The 17,869-nt window shown below is 44.8% G+C and carries 20 protein-coding genes; 9 read left to right on the forward strand and 11 right to left on the reverse strand.

Going from position 1 to position 17,869, the window contains the following annotated elements:
• Window positions 1-133: 133 nt before the first annotated feature.
• The 11 genes from QUB16_RS02165 to QUB16_RS02215 form a co-directional block, all read right to left on the reverse strand.
• Entirely contained in the window at window positions 134-310 is a 177-nt protein-coding gene (locus tag QUB16_RS02165) for a hypothetical protein (RefSeq protein WP_006632312.1), read from the reverse strand.
• A gap of 447 nt (window positions 311-757) precedes the next feature.
• Entirely contained in the window at window positions 758-1,219 is a 462-nt protein-coding gene (locus QUB16_RS02170) for an SH3 domain-containing protein (RefSeq protein WP_333313689.1), read from the reverse strand.
• 190 nt (window positions 1,220-1,409) lie between these two features.
• Window positions 1,410-2,918 carry an AAA family ATPase gene (locus QUB16_RS02175; protein WP_333313690.1) on the reverse strand — a complete coding sequence of 503 codons (1,509 nt, stop codon included), beginning with the start codon at window positions 2,916-2,918 and terminating at the stop codon, window positions 1,410-1,412.
• Between the two features lie 115 nt (window positions 2,919-3,033).
• Window positions 3,034-3,546 carry a YceD family protein gene (locus QUB16_RS02180; protein WP_333313691.1) on the reverse strand — a complete coding sequence of 171 codons (513 nt, stop codon included), beginning with the start codon at window positions 3,544-3,546 and terminating at the stop codon, window positions 3,034-3,036.
• Window positions 3,547-3,636: 90 nt separating this feature from the next.
• Entirely contained in the window at window positions 3,637-4,110 is a 474-nt protein-coding gene (locus QUB16_RS02185) for a R3H domain-containing nucleic acid-binding protein (protein WP_333039170.1), read from the reverse strand.
• Between the two features lie 11 nt (window positions 4,111-4,121).
• Window positions 4,122-5,270 carry a membrane protein insertase YidC gene (yidC, locus tag QUB16_RS02190; protein ID WP_333313692.1) on the reverse strand — a complete coding sequence of 383 codons (1,149 nt, stop codon included), beginning with the start codon at window positions 5,268-5,270 and terminating at the stop codon, window positions 4,122-4,124.
• A 204-nt stretch (window positions 5,271-5,474) separates the two neighbouring features.
• Entirely contained in the window at window positions 5,475-5,867 is a 393-nt protein-coding gene (locus QUB16_RS02195) for a PH domain-containing protein (protein ID WP_333057957.1), read from the reverse strand.
• The gene (gene rnpA / locus QUB16_RS02200) at window positions 5,839-6,243 is read right to left on the reverse strand and encodes a ribonuclease P protein component (RefSeq protein WP_333313693.1); all 405 of its coding nucleotides are present in this window, start codon (window positions 6,241-6,243) and stop codon (window positions 5,839-5,841) included. Before rnpA ends, QUB16_RS02195 begins: the two co-directional genes overlap by 29 nt.
• Window positions 6,244-6,285: 42 nt before the next feature.
• Window positions 6,286-6,423 carry a 50S ribosomal protein L34 gene (gene rpmH / locus QUB16_RS02205; protein ID WP_006632320.1) on the reverse strand — a complete coding sequence of 46 codons (138 nt, stop codon included), beginning with the start codon at window positions 6,421-6,423 and terminating at the stop codon, window positions 6,286-6,288.
• Between the two features lie 381 nt (window positions 6,424-6,804).
• A complete protein-coding gene (locus QUB16_RS02210) occupies window positions 6,805-7,254 on the reverse strand; it encodes an HlyD family secretion protein (RefSeq protein ID WP_333313715.1) in 450 nt (149 codons plus the stop codon).
• A 181-nt stretch (window positions 7,255-7,435) separates the two neighbouring features.
• Complete coding sequence (locus QUB16_RS02215) at window positions 7,436-7,891, reverse strand: MarR family transcriptional regulator (protein ID WP_333313694.1); 456 nt, start codon at window positions 7,889-7,891, stop codon at window positions 7,436-7,438.
• Between QUB16_RS02215 and QUB16_RS02220 the strand changes: the two genes are divergently transcribed.
• The 9 genes from QUB16_RS02220 to QUB16_RS02260 form a co-directional block, all read left to right on the forward strand.
• On the forward strand, window positions 7,871-8,533 hold the full coding sequence (locus QUB16_RS02220) for a class I SAM-dependent methyltransferase (RefSeq protein WP_333313695.1): 663 nt from the start codon (window positions 7,871-7,873) through the stop codon (window positions 8,531-8,533). The genes QUB16_RS02215 and QUB16_RS02220 overlap by 21 nt on opposite strands.
• Before the next feature lie 154 nt (window positions 8,534-8,687).
• Window positions 8,688-10,124 carry a hypothetical protein gene (locus tag QUB16_RS02225; protein ID WP_333313696.1) on the forward strand — a complete coding sequence of 479 codons (1,437 nt, stop codon included), beginning with the start codon at window positions 8,688-8,690 and terminating at the stop codon, window positions 10,122-10,124.
• 270 nt (window positions 10,125-10,394) lie between these two features.
• Entirely contained in the window at window positions 10,395-11,105 is a 711-nt protein-coding gene (locus tag QUB16_RS02230) for a M15 family metallopeptidase (RefSeq protein ID WP_333313698.1), read from the forward strand.
• Between the two features lie 284 nt (window positions 11,106-11,389).
• Entirely contained in the window at window positions 11,390-12,463 is a 1,074-nt protein-coding gene (locus tag QUB16_RS02235; RefSeq protein WP_333313699.1) for a glucose-1-phosphate thymidylyltransferase, read from the forward strand.
• Window positions 12,464-12,572: 109 nt separating this feature from the next.
• Window positions 12,573-13,169 (forward strand): IS607 family transposase, encoded by a 597-nt coding sequence (locus QUB16_RS02240; protein ID WP_333313701.1) that lies wholly within the window; start codon window positions 12,573-12,575, stop codon window positions 13,167-13,169.
• A 31-nt stretch (window positions 13,170-13,200) separates the two neighbouring features.
• The gene (locus QUB16_RS02245; protein ID WP_445251089.1) at window positions 13,201-14,253 is read left to right on the forward strand and encodes an RNA-guided endonuclease InsQ/TnpB family protein; all 1,053 of its coding nucleotides are present in this window, start codon (window positions 13,201-13,203) and stop codon (window positions 14,251-14,253) included.
• Window positions 14,254-14,509: 256 nt separating this feature from the next.
• Window positions 14,510-15,043, forward strand: coding sequence for a hypothetical protein (locus QUB16_RS02250; protein WP_333313702.1), 534 nt, complete (start codon window positions 14,510-14,512; stop codon window positions 15,041-15,043).
• A gap of 252 nt (window positions 15,044-15,295) precedes the next feature.
• Window positions 15,296-17,434: a glycosyltransferase gene (locus QUB16_RS02255; RefSeq protein ID WP_333313704.1), complete on the forward strand. Its 2,139-nt coding sequence runs from the start codon at window positions 15,296-15,298 to the stop codon at window positions 17,432-17,434.
• Between the two features lie 245 nt (window positions 17,435-17,679).
• Window positions 17,680-17,869, forward strand: a 190-nt coding sequence (locus tag QUB16_RS02260) for a hypothetical protein (RefSeq protein WP_333313705.1), incomplete at its 3' end; no start/stop codon positions are given.

Below are 17,869 nucleotides of genomic sequence, written 5' to 3' on the forward strand. Positions count from 1 at the left end.
GTGGCGAGTGCGTCTAGGAAAGTACCGCTGCTTAACCAAATAGCTAGCCACTAAAAATCCCCACTTTTGCTAGTTGCAAATAGGGCGGGGATTTTTTGATAAGTTGACTTTGTATTAAAAAATCGACGATCGCTTAAATTAAGCCGAAACGATCGCAAATTACAGCTACTCCCGCTGCAAAAACAGTAATTGCGATGGCTACCAGCGGGTTTTGGCCTCTGCTAACCGCAAAAGAGGTAACGACCCCAGCTCCCAAAGCCGCAGTAACAGCAGCAGTCGCCAAATCTCGATCGGGACGTTTGTCGTACATATTTTTTATTGTTGGTAGCTGTTAAGCTGAAAACTTACATCTTGTTATCCAAGCTACCATTCTTGCCTCTGCGCCAGTGACAACAGCCTGGGTTTTGCAACTAACCTTAAAATTTTGCTAATTTTCTTAACATACTCTCCTGAAAAACATAAGTTTTACTTATGTTTGTTCAAGTTTTTCTGTTGACTTTTAGCTATTGAAACCTTTTGTCTGCTGGGCTTTTATGTCCAATTCAGGATTGGGCAGGGGCGATCGCACCCGCAATCTGTGCCCCTCAAACTGCAATCTCAAATATCGTAAATAAATTTAACTTGACTTTTTGTGAGAAATGTGTATATCGAGATATGAAACCAGAGACAGGAAAAAATCCGGGGTTGGTAAACAACCTGCACACTACGATTGCTTCGCTGCCCCCACAATCAGAGGAGTATATTTTTTGTCTAAATCCTATTCGCCCTCAATTCTTTCAGTATTGCCGCCTTTGACCCAACCTTCGCGATTGCCATCCTCAATCCGAATTCGCTGCCACTCTTTGTCGGGCGACTCTTCCAAAACTACGACTCTTTCCTTGTAAGCAACACCGCCAATGCGGTTCGAGTCTCGGCTACCTGTATCCCGGAGAATTAAGCCGATCGGCTGAGTCACCATTGCGCGGTAAGCTCCCGGTTCCAGCGGTTTCGGAGACGGGGCATCGCTAGATGTAGAAACAGGGCTAGCCTGGGCTGTTGACTTCGGCGCAGCGCCCGCAACCTGAACTGCTGTTTTGTCGTTGGGAAAAACAGGTTTTTCGGGCACAGTAGTTAGCTTAGCGGCAAAGTAAAGTGCAGCAGCCACGCTAGCACCTGCCATCAGGACGATCGCGAGCAGAAAACCCACTAAAAATTTGAAAACGCTATATACAGTGTTCATAAAACCGCAAATGAAGGAAGTTCGGCAACGGATTGTGTAACGGATTTAACGGATGGAAGGCAGGAGGCAGAAGGCAGAAGGCAGGAGGCAGAAAGTTGACTGTTGAGTGTTGACTGCTGAATGTTGAGTAAAATCTGGTAACTGCCAACTGACAACTGGCTACTGACAACTGACTACTGACTTCAAAAGCTTAACCTTGAATCCGGCGGCTCAAACTGCCGTATCTAGAAGCAAGGCGAGCTTTCCCAGCAGCGGCCCAATCTTGGAGAAACTGGATTTGTTCTTGAGCCGTTCTGGCTAAGGGCACCATCTGACTAGCTGATTCTAAAATATCATCTGTCGTAAAGTCTCGATTTTGGCTAAACCCAATGTGCATTGCTTCAATCAAAGTTTGCTCGATTTCGGCCCCTGAAAAATCGGGAGTTTCGTAAGCCAAGCGCTCTAAATCGTAATTTTTGATGCTGTGCGATCGCAACCGCAACAAATGTACCTCAAAAATCGCCCGCCGTTCCTCCTGGCTGGGCAAACCCACAAAAAATATTTCGTCAAACCTGCCTTTTCTCAGCATTTCTGGCGGTAAAGACTGGATGTTGTTGGCTGTTGCTACCACAAACACCGGCGAAGTTTTTTCGGCCAACCAAGTAATAAATGTCCCGAACACCCGGCTGGTTGTCCCGGAATCCCCTTTACCGTCTAATCCCGCAAAAGCTTTGTCAATCTCGTCAATCCACAGCACGCAGGGGGCCAAAGCTTCGGCTAGCTGAATCATTTGCCTGGTGCGGGATTCCGATTCTCCGACTAATCCGGCAAACAAGCGCCCGACATCCAACCGCAGCAAAGGCAAATGCCAGTGGTGGGCGATCGCCTTTGCTGTTAAGGATTTTCCGGTTCCTTGAATTCCGACTAACAACAAACCTCTGGGATGCGGCAAACCGTATTGGCGAGCTCGTTCGGTAAAAGCACCGCCGCGTCGCAACAGCCATTCTTTGAGATTGTCCAAACCACCGATATCGGATATATTTTCGCGGGCTGGGTAAAAATCCAGAATTTGAGTTTGGCGAATTGTTTGGCGCTTTTCTTCTAAAATCAGTTCCGCGTCGTCGGAATGGAGTTCGCCTCTGGTGGCGATCGCCTTTGCCAAAACTCGGCGGATTCGTTCGATCGACAGCCCTTGACAGGAGCGCACCATTTCATCCAGCAAACGCCCTTCAATGGCTTGTCCGGTAGCCCCTAACAGTCTTTCCACCTCAATTTTTATTTCCGCTGCCGCAGGCAGGGGAAACTCCAAAACAGTCATCACTTCGCTGAGGTCTTCCGGGATCGAAATTAGAGGAGATACGATGACAATATTTTTGGGCACAGATTTGAGGAGTCTCGCCAAATTCCGCAGCTTGCGGGAAATCGAGACATCTTCCAAAAACCGCTGAAAGTCGCGCAGAATAAAAATTGCCGGCGCGCTGGCGGGCAATTTTTCGAGAAATTCCAAAGCTTGCAGCGGGTTGCGCTTGCCAAAACCTGTATCGTTGGGATTGCCTTGGTAGCCATCAACAAAATCCCAGATGTAGACGGCGCGAGAACCCTGTTTTTTGGCACTTTGGGCGATCGCCGCTTCTACGCGCTCTTCTTCCCGTGTGGGAATGTAAATTAGGGGGTAGCGCGATCGCAGCAGTAGTTCAAACTCGTCGCTAAAAATAGTCATTAGTCAGTTGTCAGTGGTTAGTTGTTAGTTGTCAGTGGTTATTTGTTATTTGTTCTTTGTTATTTCTTATTAGCTAATGCCAACTGCCCACTGCCAACTGCCCACTGCCAACTGACTAAGGCAATTGCCGTTTAAGTGCTTCCAGAGACGCCCAGCGACTGTCTGTGACTGTTTCGGTGCTTTCTGTATTTGCATCATCAGTTAAAGAAATTCCCGGACATTCAGTATCGCATATCTGTTTGTGCGGCAGTTCCAAACACATTTGCTCGTACACCCAATCGCCCGGAGAGAAATAGCCGCCTGGGGACAAATTTTCCACCAAATCTTCTAAAGCCACTTCTATTTCTGCTGAACTTGAATCTGTTTGATTTGCTGTTTCCTCGAGCCAGATTAGTTCTGATGAGTTGAGTGCCAAACGATGATTGTATTGTTTCAAGCATCTGTGGCAGGTGAGAGTAACAATTGTTTCTGCTTTTGCCTTCACCTCAAGATAATTCCCTTGGTGACTCACTTGCAGTCGCCCTCGCACCGGAGTAAGAGTTTCTAAATCGGGGATAAATTCTTCAAAATCAATGACCTCTTTCCGCTCAGTTTTTGTGAGGAGATGAGGGATATAAATTGTCTCCATAATCTTTTGCCTTCCTACTTCTTGAATTCAAAGGTCAAAAGGAATAGTTATTTTTTAACTTCTTCCTTCTTCCTTCTTCCTTCTTTAGCGTCAGCGCAGCCGCACTACCAAACGCCGATCGGGTTCTTGTCCTTGACTGTAAGTTTCTATATCCTCACATTCGCTCAAAAAGCTGTGGACTTGACGGCGTTCTGCCGAAGACAGGGATTTTATTTCAACTTCCACTCCCGTCGATCGCGCTTGATCTGCTGCGTACTCTGCCATCGATCGCAATTCCTCTTGGCGGCGGATGCGATAGCCATTTAGTTCAACTGTATAAGGAATTGACTCCTCTACTTCCTGACCTATATTCTGAACCGTGTTGCAGAGGTACTGAATGGCATCTATTACATTACCGTTTGGCCCGACTAAGATTGCAACTTGTTCTGGAGTCAGATTGCTTTCATCTATTGTCATCCAATAGCAATCTTTTTGTTGTTCGCATACCACTTTTGAAGGAATTGCGGACAGTTGTAGCAATTCTTCTAACCATGCCTGTCCGCGCTGCATTTGAGAGTCTTTCATTGTTGTTAAAGTCAAGCCTTTTTCTTAGAACGCTTGGGCTCAAATGGAAGTGCATCTAATCCTTGTTCTTTTTGGGTTTTCGCCTCTGCTTCGTCCACTATTTTTTGGAGGTTTTCGGGCAGCGGTTCTCGCGACAAAATGAACGACTGAACAGTTTGGAAGATGTTAGCAATCAGCATATACATCAACACGCCGGCGGGCAGCGGGAAGAACAAAAACATCCCTGAAAATATGACTGGCGTCAGTTTGTTGACTGTAGCCTGTTGGGGGTTGTCGTTTGGCCCTTGTGCTTGTCCTGAAAGGATTTGGTTGATATACAAACTGATGCCGAAGCCCAGGATCATTACCAAAATATCCCAGTGGATTGTACCGTCTGAGTCGATCGCGCCCACGCGGCCTAGAGCTTCAATAAACAGGAATCCTTTGTTACTAGCCAATCCGGGGATTGTGCCTTGAACTGTGGCTTCACCGGGCGCTAAGGCTGTGATGTTGCCCTGTTCATCTACCTTGACGAGTTCTTCGCCTTTGATGACTTTCCAGCCCGGTTCAAAGTCGATTTCGCTCTTATTTTCTGCCGCTAAAACTTTGAGAGGTTTGCCCTCTGGGGTTTGAAAATTTATCTTGGTTGTGTCGCCGACTGCGAGTTTGTCGCCGCCTGGAATTACCCCCACAACAGGAGCATGAAAAGTACCTGTGACGTAAATATTTTGGGGCGGTGTAGCAAAAGCTTGCGGTTGAACAGTTTCGATTTGTTCTTTGGGCAAAACTTGAACGTTGACGCTGTAATTTATGTCAGAAAACGGCGAACCCCGCAGCGTTGCAAACAGTGCAAACAGCACTGGCATTTGCAGCACCAACGGGAAGCATCCTGCTAGAGGATTACCAAATTCTTTGTATACTTTGCTCATTTCCTCCTGCTGTTTGGCAGGATTGTCTTTATAGAGTTTTTGAATTTGATCTACTCGCTCTTTCATCAACGGCTGCGCTACTTTCATGCGCCGCATATTGCGAAGAGAGCCTGCGTTGAGAGGATAAAGAGCAAAGCGAATCACGAGCGTCAGTGCTACGATCGCTAAACCGTAGCTTGGCACGATCCCGTAGAAAAAATCTAGGATCGGGAGCATGAGGTTGTTGGAGAGAAACGAGATACCGAAATCCATTCGCTTTGAGTTAATTTAGGTGCTCTATGTTTGCTGTTGAGAACTATTTTTACCCGCTGAAGGCGAGCCGCCTCAATTTTTAGGGTTTTGTCTCTATCTTAGGACATTGCCCGTCGATCGACCGCCCGGTCTGCGGGTTTGTTGTAATGAGTTTGCCAATACTCGCACTGAATTGGGCCTCTAATCAGGGTGAAAGCGGTTCGGTTATTTAGCTTGGGCCGCGTTTGCTTTTTGAGCGGCTGCGGGCAGTTTTTCGTTAATGTAGTCATACATTGCTCGAAATTTCGGCATAGCTCTGAGTTCCAAGCGGCTGCCATTTTTCATGGTGAGCACCATGTCTCCGTAAGTCCCGAAACCGCGAGGTACTGTGACGATTTTGACTATATCTGAGTAGATAACGTCTGTCTGTTCGCCCCCCATCCAACCGCTAGTTACGGACACTCGGCGGCTCGTGATCCGATACCGCAGCCACAGAGCCCGGACAATTGCTCCTACTGCTAGGGGGATTCCCACCACAGTCAGCCCCAGGAGTAAATTGAGGATCAAGTCTCCCGGCGCGGGGCCGCCTTCATAATATACTTCCTCTCGAATTCCCATCTAGTACCTCGGCTTCTACCAACAACTGCTCTAATTCTTGCAGAATTTCTGCATAATTGCACTCTTGTGCGATCGGACGCACGACAATTACTAAATCCCACCCGAATTTTAATCGGGGCAATAGCTGTCGCAAAGCTGCCCGAATCTGACGCTTAATCCGATTGCGGACTACAGCGCGTTTGCTGACTTTCAGGCTGATGGAAATGCCTGTGCGAGTTGGCTGCAAGGATTTTTCGGCTGTCGGTTTCGCAAAGTCGGCGCTTTTTGGTTTACGCAGAGCTCTTAAGCTGAAATGGGCCGAGTTACGGCGCATTCCCTTGCGGTATACGGCGCTGAAGTCTTTTCGGTGCTTAAGTCGGTTTGTATCGGGCAACATGGCGTAGGGCGATCGTTGAGGCCTCTCAACCTTGATGCAGTGCTAGACTGCGAGGCGGTGGCGACCTTTGCTGCGGCGAGCTTTGATTACCAATCGACCGGTTGCGGTACGCATTCTGGCGCGAAAACCGGATGTTCTTTTTCTTTTGCGGCTGGTTCCGTGCAGGGTTTGCTGTGTCATTTTGATTTCTCCCGGCTTGTTACTTTACTTTTGATTAATATTCACAATCTTCTAGTATACCATAGAGGTGTTTTGTTGGCAATAATATTTTTCCGATTTGAATCGATCGCCACTCATCACAAAGCAACAACCCGTTTTCTAGCTGGTGAACGAGATTTCGGTTTCGTTTTCACTACCAGATACCTAACTTTTTAAGATGATATTGCAAGGGCGATCGCCCGCGAACCGAAAAAAATCCAATCCCCGACTTCTCCAACTTCTCAAACTTCTCCAAAAAATCGGGGTTTTCTCCTGCTAGTCGCCCGCGAACCGAAACAAATCAAATCCCCGACTTCTCAACTCATCCGTGTATCCGTGTCAACATCCGTGTCGTGCCTTCCCTCATTTCAATTCAACATTTACCCTAGCAAACATTCCCGGTGTACTCCGCGATTCATAGCCTTTAACGCTTTCGGCATCAAACACAACTTTTACCGAAATTCGCTGCACAACTTGGGTGAAATTGCCCGTAGCATTATCGGGAGGCAATAAGGAAAATTTAGCGCCAGAAGCCGGGGAGAAACTATCGAGACGACCCTCAAACTTAGTACCACCAAAAGCATCTAATTTGATGTCTACTTGTTGGCATAATTTGAGGCTTGCCAGTTGGGTTTCTTTGAAGTTAGCAATTATCCACAAATCGTTACTGACGATCGCCGTTGACGGAGTTTCCGGCGGCAGCCGCTGCCCGAATTCAAAGGAGTTGCGGGCGATTTGTCCGGCGAGTGCGGTGATATTCGTGTAGGACTGTTGCCCTGCTTTTTTTAAGAGTGCGTAGTATTTTACGGTTATTTTTAATGTATAGCGATCCTAAATCATTTGCATAATTCTTGTAGGGGCAATCCGACCCCTACTCCCCGTGGTTGCCCCATTTTTCGGAGGGCGGGCACGGGGGCACCGCCCCTACATATCTGCATGAATGATTTAGGATTGCTATAGTTGAGTTAGATGCTGCTGCACTTCACTCAAAAGATTAATTTGCCGGTTTAGGAAAGATTGACATCGCCCGATCGCTCAGTTGGAAAAAAAGTTGTCGATCTGCCTCTGAAAAGCCCTCGACAGGTCGAGCTCGGATTTCAGCTACCAGCGGGGGCAATACGTCTTGCTGTTCCCTGCCTGAGTCTGTCAGCCAAATGCGCCAAATGCGAGTTTCTATCTCCCGGCGGACTAGGCCTGTTTCTTCCATGCGATCGATCGCGCCTGTCAGCGTCCCGCTTACCTGTTGCAGTTTGTCGCCAATGCTGGAAGTCGGCAAACCGTCTTCTTGCCACAAGCCCAAAGGGTGGCAGCAGGTTTTTTGGCGATCGACTGCTACGCTAAAAGCGGGAATCCGCCCTCTGCCGGATATGTTAACAATTCTTATTGTTCTTAAACTAGAAAGAGTAAATATAGTTCGCGATCGGAATTTATGTTGCTTCCACCCGACCAACGCACCAAGTTAGACGACACCGACGACAATTTGTTCTATTCCGCTCCCCGGTTTGTGACTCACGTAGACGATGGATTTATTCAGCAACTAACCGATTTGTATCGGGAACGGCTGAAACCGAATACTCGGATTTTTGATATGATGAGCAGTTGGGTTTCTCATCTACCCGACGAGATGCAATTTGCCCATGTGGAAGGCCACGGATTGAATCAAGAAGAGTTGGCAAAGAATCGCCGACTGAATCATTATTTTGTGCAGAATTTGAACGCAAATCCTCAACTGCCACTGCCGGATGCAGAGTTTGACGCGGTTGTCAACTGCGTTTCGGTACAGTATTTGCAGCACCCGGATGCGGTTTTTGCCGAGATTCACCGGATTTTGAAGCCTGGTGGCGTAGCAATTATGAGCTTTTCTAACCGGATGTTTTATCAAAAGGCGATCGCGGCTTGGCGGGAAGGTTCCGAGGGCGATCGGGTAGAATTAGTCAAGGGTTACTTTGATTCTGTCAAAGGAGCCAACATACCCGGATTTAGCAAGCCGGAAGTAATTGTTCGCAAGCCTAACTTGCCGAGTTTTATGCAAATGCTGCGAATACCAAGCGGCGATCCATTTTATGCGGTAGTTGCTTACCGCCAAAGTTAGGCTCTTGAGGTTGAGGTTTCGCTGGCTTGCGACCAAATCTAAAGTGTGGATGGGGGCAGGTTAAATGCCTGCTCTCAAAAAAGCAATAGGGCTTGACATTTTTTAGCAAATATGAAAGAGTATATCCACCATCCTATTAAACCTAAAAAAAGTGATGCGACTTAGAGAAAAATTAGAGCAAATCAAAGAAAACAAATATGTCATAATTTTTGTAATAAATTTGATTTTGCTGGTTCTTCTTACGAAACTTGACATTCAATCTAGTGCCGACGCTTCAAGGATGGCTACAGTTAAATCTTTGGTAGAATATCAGAGTTTTACGATCGATAATTCTCAATTTGATAATTCTCGATTCTTTACTGTTGATAAGTATTTTTACAACAACCACTTCTATTCAGACAAACCGCCACTCCCAGCCCTTATGGGAGCTGCGGTTTACTTTCTACTAAAAAACGTAATCGCTATTAATTTCTCAAACCATTTTGCATTGACTTATTATTTAATAACACTATTATCAGTCGGAGTTTTTTCTTGTATAGGTTTAGTTTATTTCCACAAAATTTTGTTAAAAATATTTAAAACAGATGAGAGTTGGGCTAACCTAACAACGTTTTTGGCGGGGAGTGCAACTTTAATTTTACCCTATTCAGTTGCATTAAATAACCACATTCTGGGTGCAGTATTTATTATAGTCAGCTTTTACTATTTCTTGAAATCGGCTGAATCCAGGGATATAAATAGTATTATACTGTGCGGGGTTTGGGTATCAATGGCGGGAAGTATTGATATCACCTGCTTTTTATTTATCCCATTTTATTTGGTATTTTTGTTAACCAAATCAATCAAAATGGCCGGATTATTTTTACTTTCATGTATCCCTTTAATTATCAGCTATTTGAGTTTAAATATGTATCTCTCCGGCAGCATAGTTCCGCCAGCAATGAATGCAGCATTGTGGGAGTATCCCGGGTCTATCTTTAGCAAGCAAAATTTGTCGGGAGTAGCTACACACAAGAGCTTTTTACGTGCGCTTAGGTATGCCTTTACTTTGTATTTAGGCAATAGAGGATTTTTCTCGCACACTCCTCTAATGTTCTTCTCAGTTATGGGTATTCTGGCATTTTTTAGACAAAAAAATTGGTCGTACAAAACGCCATACCTATACGGCATTTCGGCCTCTGTAGCTTTCATGCTACTTTATACATTACGGACTGTTGATTATGGTGGCTATTCCTATGGAGTGAGGTGGTTTGTCACTCCTCTGTTTATATTGTGTTTGCCACTAAGCCACATAGGACACCAAGTTAGAAGTTCGCGGTTGCTGAAAAACTTTTTTGTAGTTATTGCTTGTATGTCGATCGCAATATCTCTGGCGGGTACTTATAATCCCTATCCCAACGATTCTACGGTGGTAGCCTCCCTTCCCGGCGGTTACACTTCAAAATATACATTCCTTATAAATGTCAAGAATATCATATATGATTCTTCAGCTATGTACAAGTTATGCTTAATCATCAGCGCTGTAGCGATATATTTTTTGTTCTACAGGCTTTTGCAAAAACTCCAGCAAAATCCCAATACATCTTCCTAAAATGCAGGGGCACGGCAACGTTTGAATTCTGATGTTATCTTTGATTTTTTAGTTTTTTACCGTAGAGATCACACACAGGGATTGAGCAACCTATTTGGAAATAAAATAGAATTCAACGCAGCGATCCAACGCTCGCCTTTGACGGATAATCTGTTTGTACTAACTGCTGAGATTCCTTCACCGGGTACTTCCAGACGGCTTCCCTCATCTCAGATATGGATTTATTCAAAACATAAAATCAGTAATTATAGAGTAAGGGAACACCTTGATATGAAACCATATCACCAAATAGCGATCGACGAATGCGGCGAACCTTTAGTCCCTATTCCACCAGAACATTTTGCCTTTGAAATGCCGCACCCTTATCAAAAGTTGGGTGCACCCTATGACAACAGCAAAGCAGATTCCCCTTACTATTTGCGGCAAGGAGTCGTAGATAGTTTAATCGCCGCTCAAACCCAGCTACAGCAAAATTATCAAAATTGGAAAATTCTGATATTTGACGCTTATCGGCCGGTCGAAGTCCAGCAATTTATGGTAGATTATACTTTTAATCAAATTGCCCTAGCTCAAGGCTGCGAATTTCCGGTTTCCGAAGACAAACGCCAAGTGATTATAGAACACGTATATCAATTTTGGGCAGTACCGAGCCTCGATCGCGCGACGCCTCCCCCTCACAGTACAGGTGCAGCTTTAGATATAACTTTAGTGGATGAAAATAATCGGCAAATTGATATGGGTTCTCCGATTGATGAAATATCAGAACGTTCTTATCCCGATTATTTTTGTAATAGCAAGGAGCCGCAAAAACAGGAATATCACCGCCGCCGGAAAATATTAAAAGATGCGATGATAGGTGCGGGTTTTCAGCAACATCCTAACGAATGGTGGCATTTTTGTCTGGGCGATCAGATGTGGGCTTGGTTGACAAATCAAAACAATAATGGTAGTCAATTTTTGGCCCGATACGGTCGCTATTAAAAGGGTACGCAATTAAATCGGGACTGGCGCACTCACAACCTTAAGAAAGGGGTTTCTTGACAAAAAACCTCAGCTTTTAGCTGCTTCCTCCAGCAAGAAACCCGGTTTCTGACACTTTGTGCGTCCAGGAATAAAAAAGTTTGACCAAAATAAATCATTTGTATCAGGATACACGGCAACTATTGCCAGCGCGGTAGCGGTGGTTTAAAATCAACGAGAGCGAACAAGTGCAGGCAAATCGAGCCAGCAATGCAAACCCTACAGGATAACTCAGAGTTCACCCAATGAAAGCACTCATCCTCTCTGGCGGTAAAGGAACACGCTTGCGTCCCCTCACCTATACGGGTGCTAAGCAGTTGGTTCCTGTAGCAAATAAGCCGATACTGTGGTACGGAATTGAAGGAATTGTGGCGGCTGGGATTACGGATATTGGGATTATTATTAGTCCCGAAACCGGGGAAGAGGTGAAGACGAAAACAGGAGATGGATCTCGCTTCGGGGCCAAAATTACTTATATCTTGCAAGAAAAGCCGGCGGGGCTCGCTCATGCGGTAAAAGTTGCCAGACCATTTTTGGGCGATTCTCCGTTTATTATGTATTTAGGAGATAACTTAATTCAGAATCAGTTAGATCCGTTTTTAGAGATTTTTAACAAGCAGAAACTAGACGCTCTGATTTTGCTGCGCCCAGTTCCCAATCCCTCTGCTTTCGGTGTGGCAAAAGTTGATGAGAAAGGCAGAGTTTTGGAGTTAGTAGAAAAACCACAAGATCCGCCATCGAATTTAGCACTGGTGGGAATTTACTTTTTTGCTCCTACTATTCACGAGGCGATCGATCAAATTCAACCCTCGGCCCGTGGCGAACTGGAAATTACAGACGCTATTCAACAGCTCATGAATCAGGAAAAACAGGTAGAAGCCTGCAATTTAGAGGGATGGTGGCTGGATACGGGTAAAAAAGACGATTTGCTGAGTGCAAACCAAATCATTTTAGATAGCCGTATCGTAGCTTCAACTGAATTAAAAGTAGACACCAAGAGTCAAATTATCGGGCGAGTGCAAATAGGCGAAGGAACGGAAATCATTAATTCTACAGTTCGCGGGCCAGTGGTAATTGGGGAAAATTGCCGCATTGAAAACTGCTTTATCGGGCCTTACAGCAGTATTGCCGATCGCGTGACGATGATTGATGCTGATATCGAACACAGTGTAATATTACAAGGGGCGAAAATACTTGGCATTCACCAGCGAATTGTTGACAGCGTGATCGGGCAGCGAGCTCAACTCACAAATGCGCCGGCTCGTCCAAAAGCTCTGCGGTTTCTGATTGGTGATGACAGTCAAATTGAGTTAGCTTAAATAGGAAGGAGAAGGTTGTGCGATTGATTCGAGGTAAGGTGAGCAATGTATCTGTGTCAACTTAAGCTCAAAGGTTGACGCACAGTAAAGTATTTGCTTACTTTTGCTAATGTATGCTACTATTGGCTACATGGCTTATGTACCACTCAGAAAAGCAGTCGAATTTCTGGGCTTGCATCCACACACCCTAAGAAGATATGCAGACTCCGGGAAAATCAAAAGCATCAAAAATGAAGCTGGGCAAAGACTCTACGATGTCGAGTCCTACCAGCGCGGTGCAGCTAGAACTACCGTTGTTTGCTACTGTCGCGTCAGTTCACCCAAGCAGCGAGACGACCTCGCTCGACAAGTTGACGACCTGCGACAGCAATACCCCGACGCCGAAATCATCCAAGATATCGGGTCGGGACTCAACTTTAAGCGAAAAGGACTGCAAGCCTTACTGGTCAGATTTATGCGCGGCGAACAGCTCACGATTGTTGTTGCCTGTCGCGACAGATTGTGCAGGTTCGGATTTGAACTATTCGAGTTCATGGCCGGGCAAAACGGTGGACAAATCGTGGTTCTTGACCGAACTGTTCACTGCCCGGAAACCGAACTCACAAGCGATCTTCTCGCCATCCTTCACGTCTTCAGTTGCAGAATGCACTCCCGGCGAAGTTACAGCAAGAAGATCAAGGAAGATCCGTCTATTCCTAAATCCTGAACAAAAAGCTTTAATCAAGCAGTGGTTTGGAGTGAGTCGTTTTGTCTACAACACGACCATCAAATACCTCCAAGAACCAGGCACAAAAGCTAACTGGATGACGCTCAAAACTGGAATACTTAACAGTTTGCCAGAATGGGCAAAACCTGTACCTTTCCAGATCAAATCGATTGCCATCAAAGATGCTTGCTCAGCAGTTAAGGCGGCTAAGCAGGGTTTCAAAAAAGATGGCCAACTCCGCAAATGCAAATTTCGCAGTAGAAAAGACACAAAACAGTCTATCTATGTGCCAAAAGCATCTATAAAAGACTGCGGTGTCTACCATTCCATTTTAGGTAAGTGTCAGTTAACAGAATCTTTGCCTAAAAATTTTAGTGATGGAAGGTTGACTCTCGCTTACGGGGAATACTACCTAGTTGTTTCTGAAGAAGTGCAACAAACCAAGACCGATAAACAAGGTCGGTTAGTTGCCTTAGACCCCGGTGTCCGCACGTTCATGACGTTTTTCTCTGAAGATTCCTATGGCTGGCTCGGAAATGATTCTAATTTGTACATCCAGAAATTGTGTTTTCGGTTAGACAAGTTGGTATCGAAAATATCTAAAGCCCCCAGTCGGCAAAAAAGAAGATTCAAAAAAGCAGCCAGCAGGCTTCGTTGCAAAATCAAGAATTTGGTCAGAGAGTTGCATCACAAAGTAGCTAAGTTTTTAGTTGATCATTTTGATGTAATCTTGCTGCCTAGGTTCGAGACTTCTCAAATGGTGTCCAAGTCGCGCCGTAAGTTGAGAAACAAAACGGTGAGACAAATGTTGACTCTCAGCCATTACGAATTTAAGAATTTTCTCAAGTGGAAAGCTTGGGAAAATTCAAAACTCGTGATTGACTGCAACGAAGCTTACACTTCTAAAACGGTGTCGTGGACGGGTGAAATTGTCAAGCATTTAGGTGGAGCTAGAACTATTAAGTCCGCAGCCACCGGATTGAAGATGGATAGGGATCTAAATGGTGCTCGCGGGATTTTCACGGGCGAGGCATTGGTTGACACGCCTTTGTTGAGAGATTCTCTCAACTTATATGTTTGTTAGCATTTGTTAGCAAAAAAGTGTCGGTACTACGAGTCTACTGTCTTCTTTCCACAGTCTTCCCGATCCCCCCTAACCCCCCTTAATAAGGGGAGTAGGGGGTGGGACAAGACTATTCAAAGTCAACCCCTACTCCCATTCTTAAGGGGGATTTAGGGGGATCGAGACTCGGATAGAAACCCGATTTAGACATGGTTTCAGTCTTAAGCTGGCACTAAGGGTGGGCACGGCGTAACTTACATTTAAAGGAGAAGACAGTTTGGAGTACGAAGAAATACCAACTCAACAGATAATAAATAAATTGCGACAAACTTTGGAGCCGCGAATTGGTATTGCTGAGCTGTCGCTGTTGGGAATAGAAAATAGTGCCATCGCCCAAAATGAAGATGACGAAGACATCGCCCTTTTAAAGGCAGGTTTCGACATTTATAACATCCCCATTACCTCTTACCAAAGGCGACTCGGTTCCGCAGTCATTGTGGTTAGGAAAATAGTCCGAAAATTGCTCAGACCGGTACTCGAACGACAAGTAATTTACAATTTTGCTAATACCCGCGTCGTGCATACCTTAAGCACACAATTGCAACAATTGCAAGAAAATCAACAAACTCTCTTTGAAAAAATTGAATCGGAATTCAGCAGCGAATATCCCGAAGTTACAGCACAGCTTGAGACTCAACAAAGAGCGATCGCAACTTTTCAGTCTGAAATAGAGCAAATTAAAGCAGTGCAGCAGCAACATACTGCTATTTTAGAGAAGATTACCGCTCAATTGCTCGATCGACAAAAATAAAGCATCAAAGATGACCCAAAATAATTTGGTCGCAAGGCCCCAGATTTATTCGCGAGAGCAATGCTTCAATCAAAAATCTAAAATTATTCAATTCCTCAATCTAAACGCCTAAATTCCCAATCAAAAATTCCTCAATTCTTCAAATTTTCAATTCTTCAAATTTTCAATTCTTCAATCCCAAATCGAAAATAGAAAATTATTCAATCCTTAAATTCCTCAATCTAAAATCTAAAATCTAAAATCTAAAATCGAATGACTGCACTGCCCATATGCTCGTTAATTATAGTCAACTATAACGGTCTGCGCCACACCAAAGATTGCTTAAAATCTCTACAAAAACTTGCGTATCCCGAATCGCAACTAGATTTAATTGTAATTGATAATTGTTCTCAAGACGATTCCGTTAATTCCCTGCGCGAACTATTTCCCAAAGTTCGCATTTTTGTCAATACGGCCAACAACTTTGCTAAAGCCCTCAACCTCGGCATCAGCGAAGCAAAAGGGCAATATATCGGCTTTCTAAATAACGATGCTACCCTTGACAGTCGCTGGTTAGAGATTCTGGTAAAACGGCTAGAAACTAATAAAGAAGTAGGGGCGACCAGCGGCAAATTGCTGTTTAAAGACGGGCGAATTAACAGCGCAGGTATTCAGCAATTACCTAATTTTTATTGGCAAGATGTCGGCTTTGGCGAAAAAGATGCGGGACAGTACGATACAGAACGGGAAGTCGAAGGGCTTTGTTGGGCGGCGGTGCTTTTTCGCAGGAAATGTCTCGAAGATGTGGGGCCGATAGATGAAGATTTTGTGATGTATTTTGAGGATGTAGAGTTTGCCAAACGCTGCCACAAACGCGGTTGGAAAATGCTTTATACTCCGGCCGCCATCGCCCATCACGAGTATCGGGGTTCGAGTAAAGGCAGCAAACTTACCGAGTATTTCTGCAACCGCAATCGTTTTTTGTATTTGGCAAAACATGAACCGTTGCAATTAGTATCTTCAATTCATACTTCTGATTTTTTTACTCATAAGCAGTACGATTTGCTGTTCGAGAGTTTATTTGTAGCGATTAAAAAACTGCTAGATTATCAGAAACCCGAAATCATCGAAACTGTATTGCCGCAGTTGTCGGAAAAGTTGGCGGTGATTTACAGTCGCCTGAAGATCGATCGCATTTTATCTCGATTGCAGGTGGTTCGGGGCGATCGCAAAATGTCGATCGCCATTTACGATCACGGACTGCATTTTATTGGTGGCGGCCAAAAATACGTCGCTACCCTCGCCTCGCTGCTGCAAAATGAATTTGACATTACTTTTATCGCCAACAAACCCGTTGCTGTTTCCGACTTAGAATCGTGGTACGGACTCAACCTTTCAGGATGCCAAATTAAAATTATGCCCTTGGCGTTTTACGAGAAACGCGGAATGCAGTGCATCGATTCCAGCATCATCGTGGAAGATATGGAAAATCCCTTTGATGAAATTGCCAGAGAAAGCAAAAACTACGATATTTTTATCAACGCGAACCAACTGGAAAAAGTTAAACCACTGTCGCCAATTTCAGTATTTTTCTGTCACTTTCCCAATACCTTCCGCAACCGTCACTTTGCTGTCGATGATTACACTTTCATTATTGCCAACAGTCAATTTACCGTCAAGTGGCTGGAAAAACGCTGGAACCTACAGCCAACTTTTCTGCTTTATCCGCCCGTGGAAATGGCAACCGTTAAAGTGCCGAAAGAAAACATAATTTTGGCGGTGGGACAGTTTGAAGCTGGGGGAACAAAAAAGCAAATTGAACTAATTAAAGCTTTCCGCAGTTTGCTAGCGGATTATCCCGAAGATTTTCAAGGATGGCGACTAATTTTAGTGGGCAGCAGCATTCCGAAAAATCCTTATTTAAAGACTGTTCAGAATTTATTGAAGCAAGATTCAAGGGCGATCGAGCTAAAAGTCAATGTTGACTTCGATGAGGTAAAATCGCTTTATGCTAGAGCAAGCATATTTTGGCACGGCTGCGGTTTGGGTGAAGTCAATCCTCAAAGATTTGAGCATTTCGGGATGGCGACTGTAGAAGCAATGCACAACAGTTGTGCTCCGATTGTTTTCAACGGCGGCGGCCAACCGGAAATTGTCGAACATGGGCGATCGGGCTTTGTGTTCAATACCGTTGAGGAACTTTGCCAGCGTTCACATCAACTAATTGTTAATCCTGATTTGCTAGCAGAACTTCAAGCTGGTGCACAGCAACGCAGTCAGAACTTTAGACTTGCACATTTTGAGAAAAAAGTCAATAGTTTTTTTGATATTCTTCACCAAGAGTATGCTACAATTCGGCTGCCAAATCCTGCCGATATAGCTCAAATGCTCGATCGCGATCGCGATCGATAAATTGCGTAGGGGTGGGTTTTACCAACAATATTTAATGATTACAAACAATTCATATAAACCCGCCCGTACACCGCCAATAATTAACATCAAATCCGACTTTTGTGCAACCATAAAATCTAAATTTTGATTGTTCGTTGGGTGGGGGCGGGTTTAGGAGATTATGGGTTTAAGGCAATTATTGTTGGTAAAACCCGCCCCTACAATTGGGATAAATTTTGGTTGGGTGGGGGCGGGTTTAGGAGATTATGGGTTTAAGGCAATTATTGTTGGTAAAACCCGCCCCTACAATTGGGATAAATTTTGGTTGGGTGGGGGCGGGTTTAGGAGATTATGGGTTTGAGGCAATTATTGTTGGTAAAACCCGCCCCTTGTATCTTAAAGGAGTCAGTAGATCGCCACGTCATGGATTCGATCGAGCCGACTTTCAGGCGATCG

Origin of the sequence: Microcoleus sp. D3_18a_C4, assembly GCF_036702415.1 — a bacterium.
Lineage (GTDB): Bacteria > Cyanobacteriota > Cyanobacteriia > Cyanobacteriales > Microcoleaceae > Microcoleus.

Bases quoted from the DNA above. Each gene is read 5' to 3' on its own strand.
- QUB16_RS02195 (WP_333057957.1), bottom strand. From the start codon at position 5,867: ATGGGAATTCGAGAGGAAGTATATTATGAAGGCGGCCCCGCGCCGGGA.
- QUB16_RS02175 (WP_333313690.1), bottom strand. From the start codon at position 2,918: ATGACTATTTTTAGCGACGAGTTTGAACTACTGCTGCGATCGCGCTAC.
- QUB16_RS02225 (WP_333313696.1), top strand. From the start codon at position 8,688: ATGCGACTTAGAGAAAAATTAGAGCAAATCAAAGAAAACAAATATGTC.
- rnpA (WP_333313693.1), bottom strand. From the start codon at position 6,243: ATGTTGCCCGATACAAACCGACTTAAGCACCGAAAAGACTTCAGCGCC.
- QUB16_RS02180 (WP_333313691.1), bottom strand. From the start codon at position 3,546: ATGGAGACAATTTATATCCCTCATCTCCTCACAAAAACTGAGCGGAAA.
- yidC (WP_333313692.1), bottom strand. From the start codon at position 5,270: ATGGATTTCGGTATCTCGTTTCTCTCCAACAACCTCATGCTCCCGATC.
- rpmH (WP_006632320.1), bottom strand. From the start codon at position 6,423: ATGACACAGCAAACCCTGCACGGAACCAGCCGCAAAAGAAAAAGAACA.
- QUB16_RS02220 (WP_333313695.1), top strand. From the start codon at position 7,871: ATGTTGCTTCCACCCGACCAACGCACCAAGTTAGACGACACCGACGAC.
- QUB16_RS02165 (WP_006632312.1), bottom strand. From the start codon at position 310: ATGTACGACAAACGTCCCGATCGAGATTTGGCGACTGCTGCTGTTACT.
- QUB16_RS02240 (WP_333313701.1), top strand. From the start codon at position 12,573: ATGTATGCTACTATTGGCTACATGGCTTATGTACCACTCAGAAAAGCA.
- QUB16_RS02235 (WP_333313699.1), top strand. From the start codon at position 11,390: ATGAAAGCACTCATCCTCTCTGGCGGTAAAGGAACACGCTTGCGTCCC.
- QUB16_RS02170 (WP_333313689.1), bottom strand. From the start codon at position 1,219: ATGAACACTGTATATAGCGTTTTCAAATTTTTAGTGGGTTTTCTGCTC.
- QUB16_RS02230 (WP_333313698.1), top strand. From the start codon at position 10,395: ATGAAACCATATCACCAAATAGCGATCGACGAATGCGGCGAACCTTTA.
- QUB16_RS02255 (WP_333313704.1), top strand. From the start codon at position 15,296: ATGACTGCACTGCCCATATGCTCGTTAATTATAGTCAACTATAACGGT.
- QUB16_RS02185 (WP_333039170.1), bottom strand. From the start codon at position 4,110: ATGAAAGACTCTCAAATGCAGCGCGGACAGGCATGGTTAGAAGAATTG.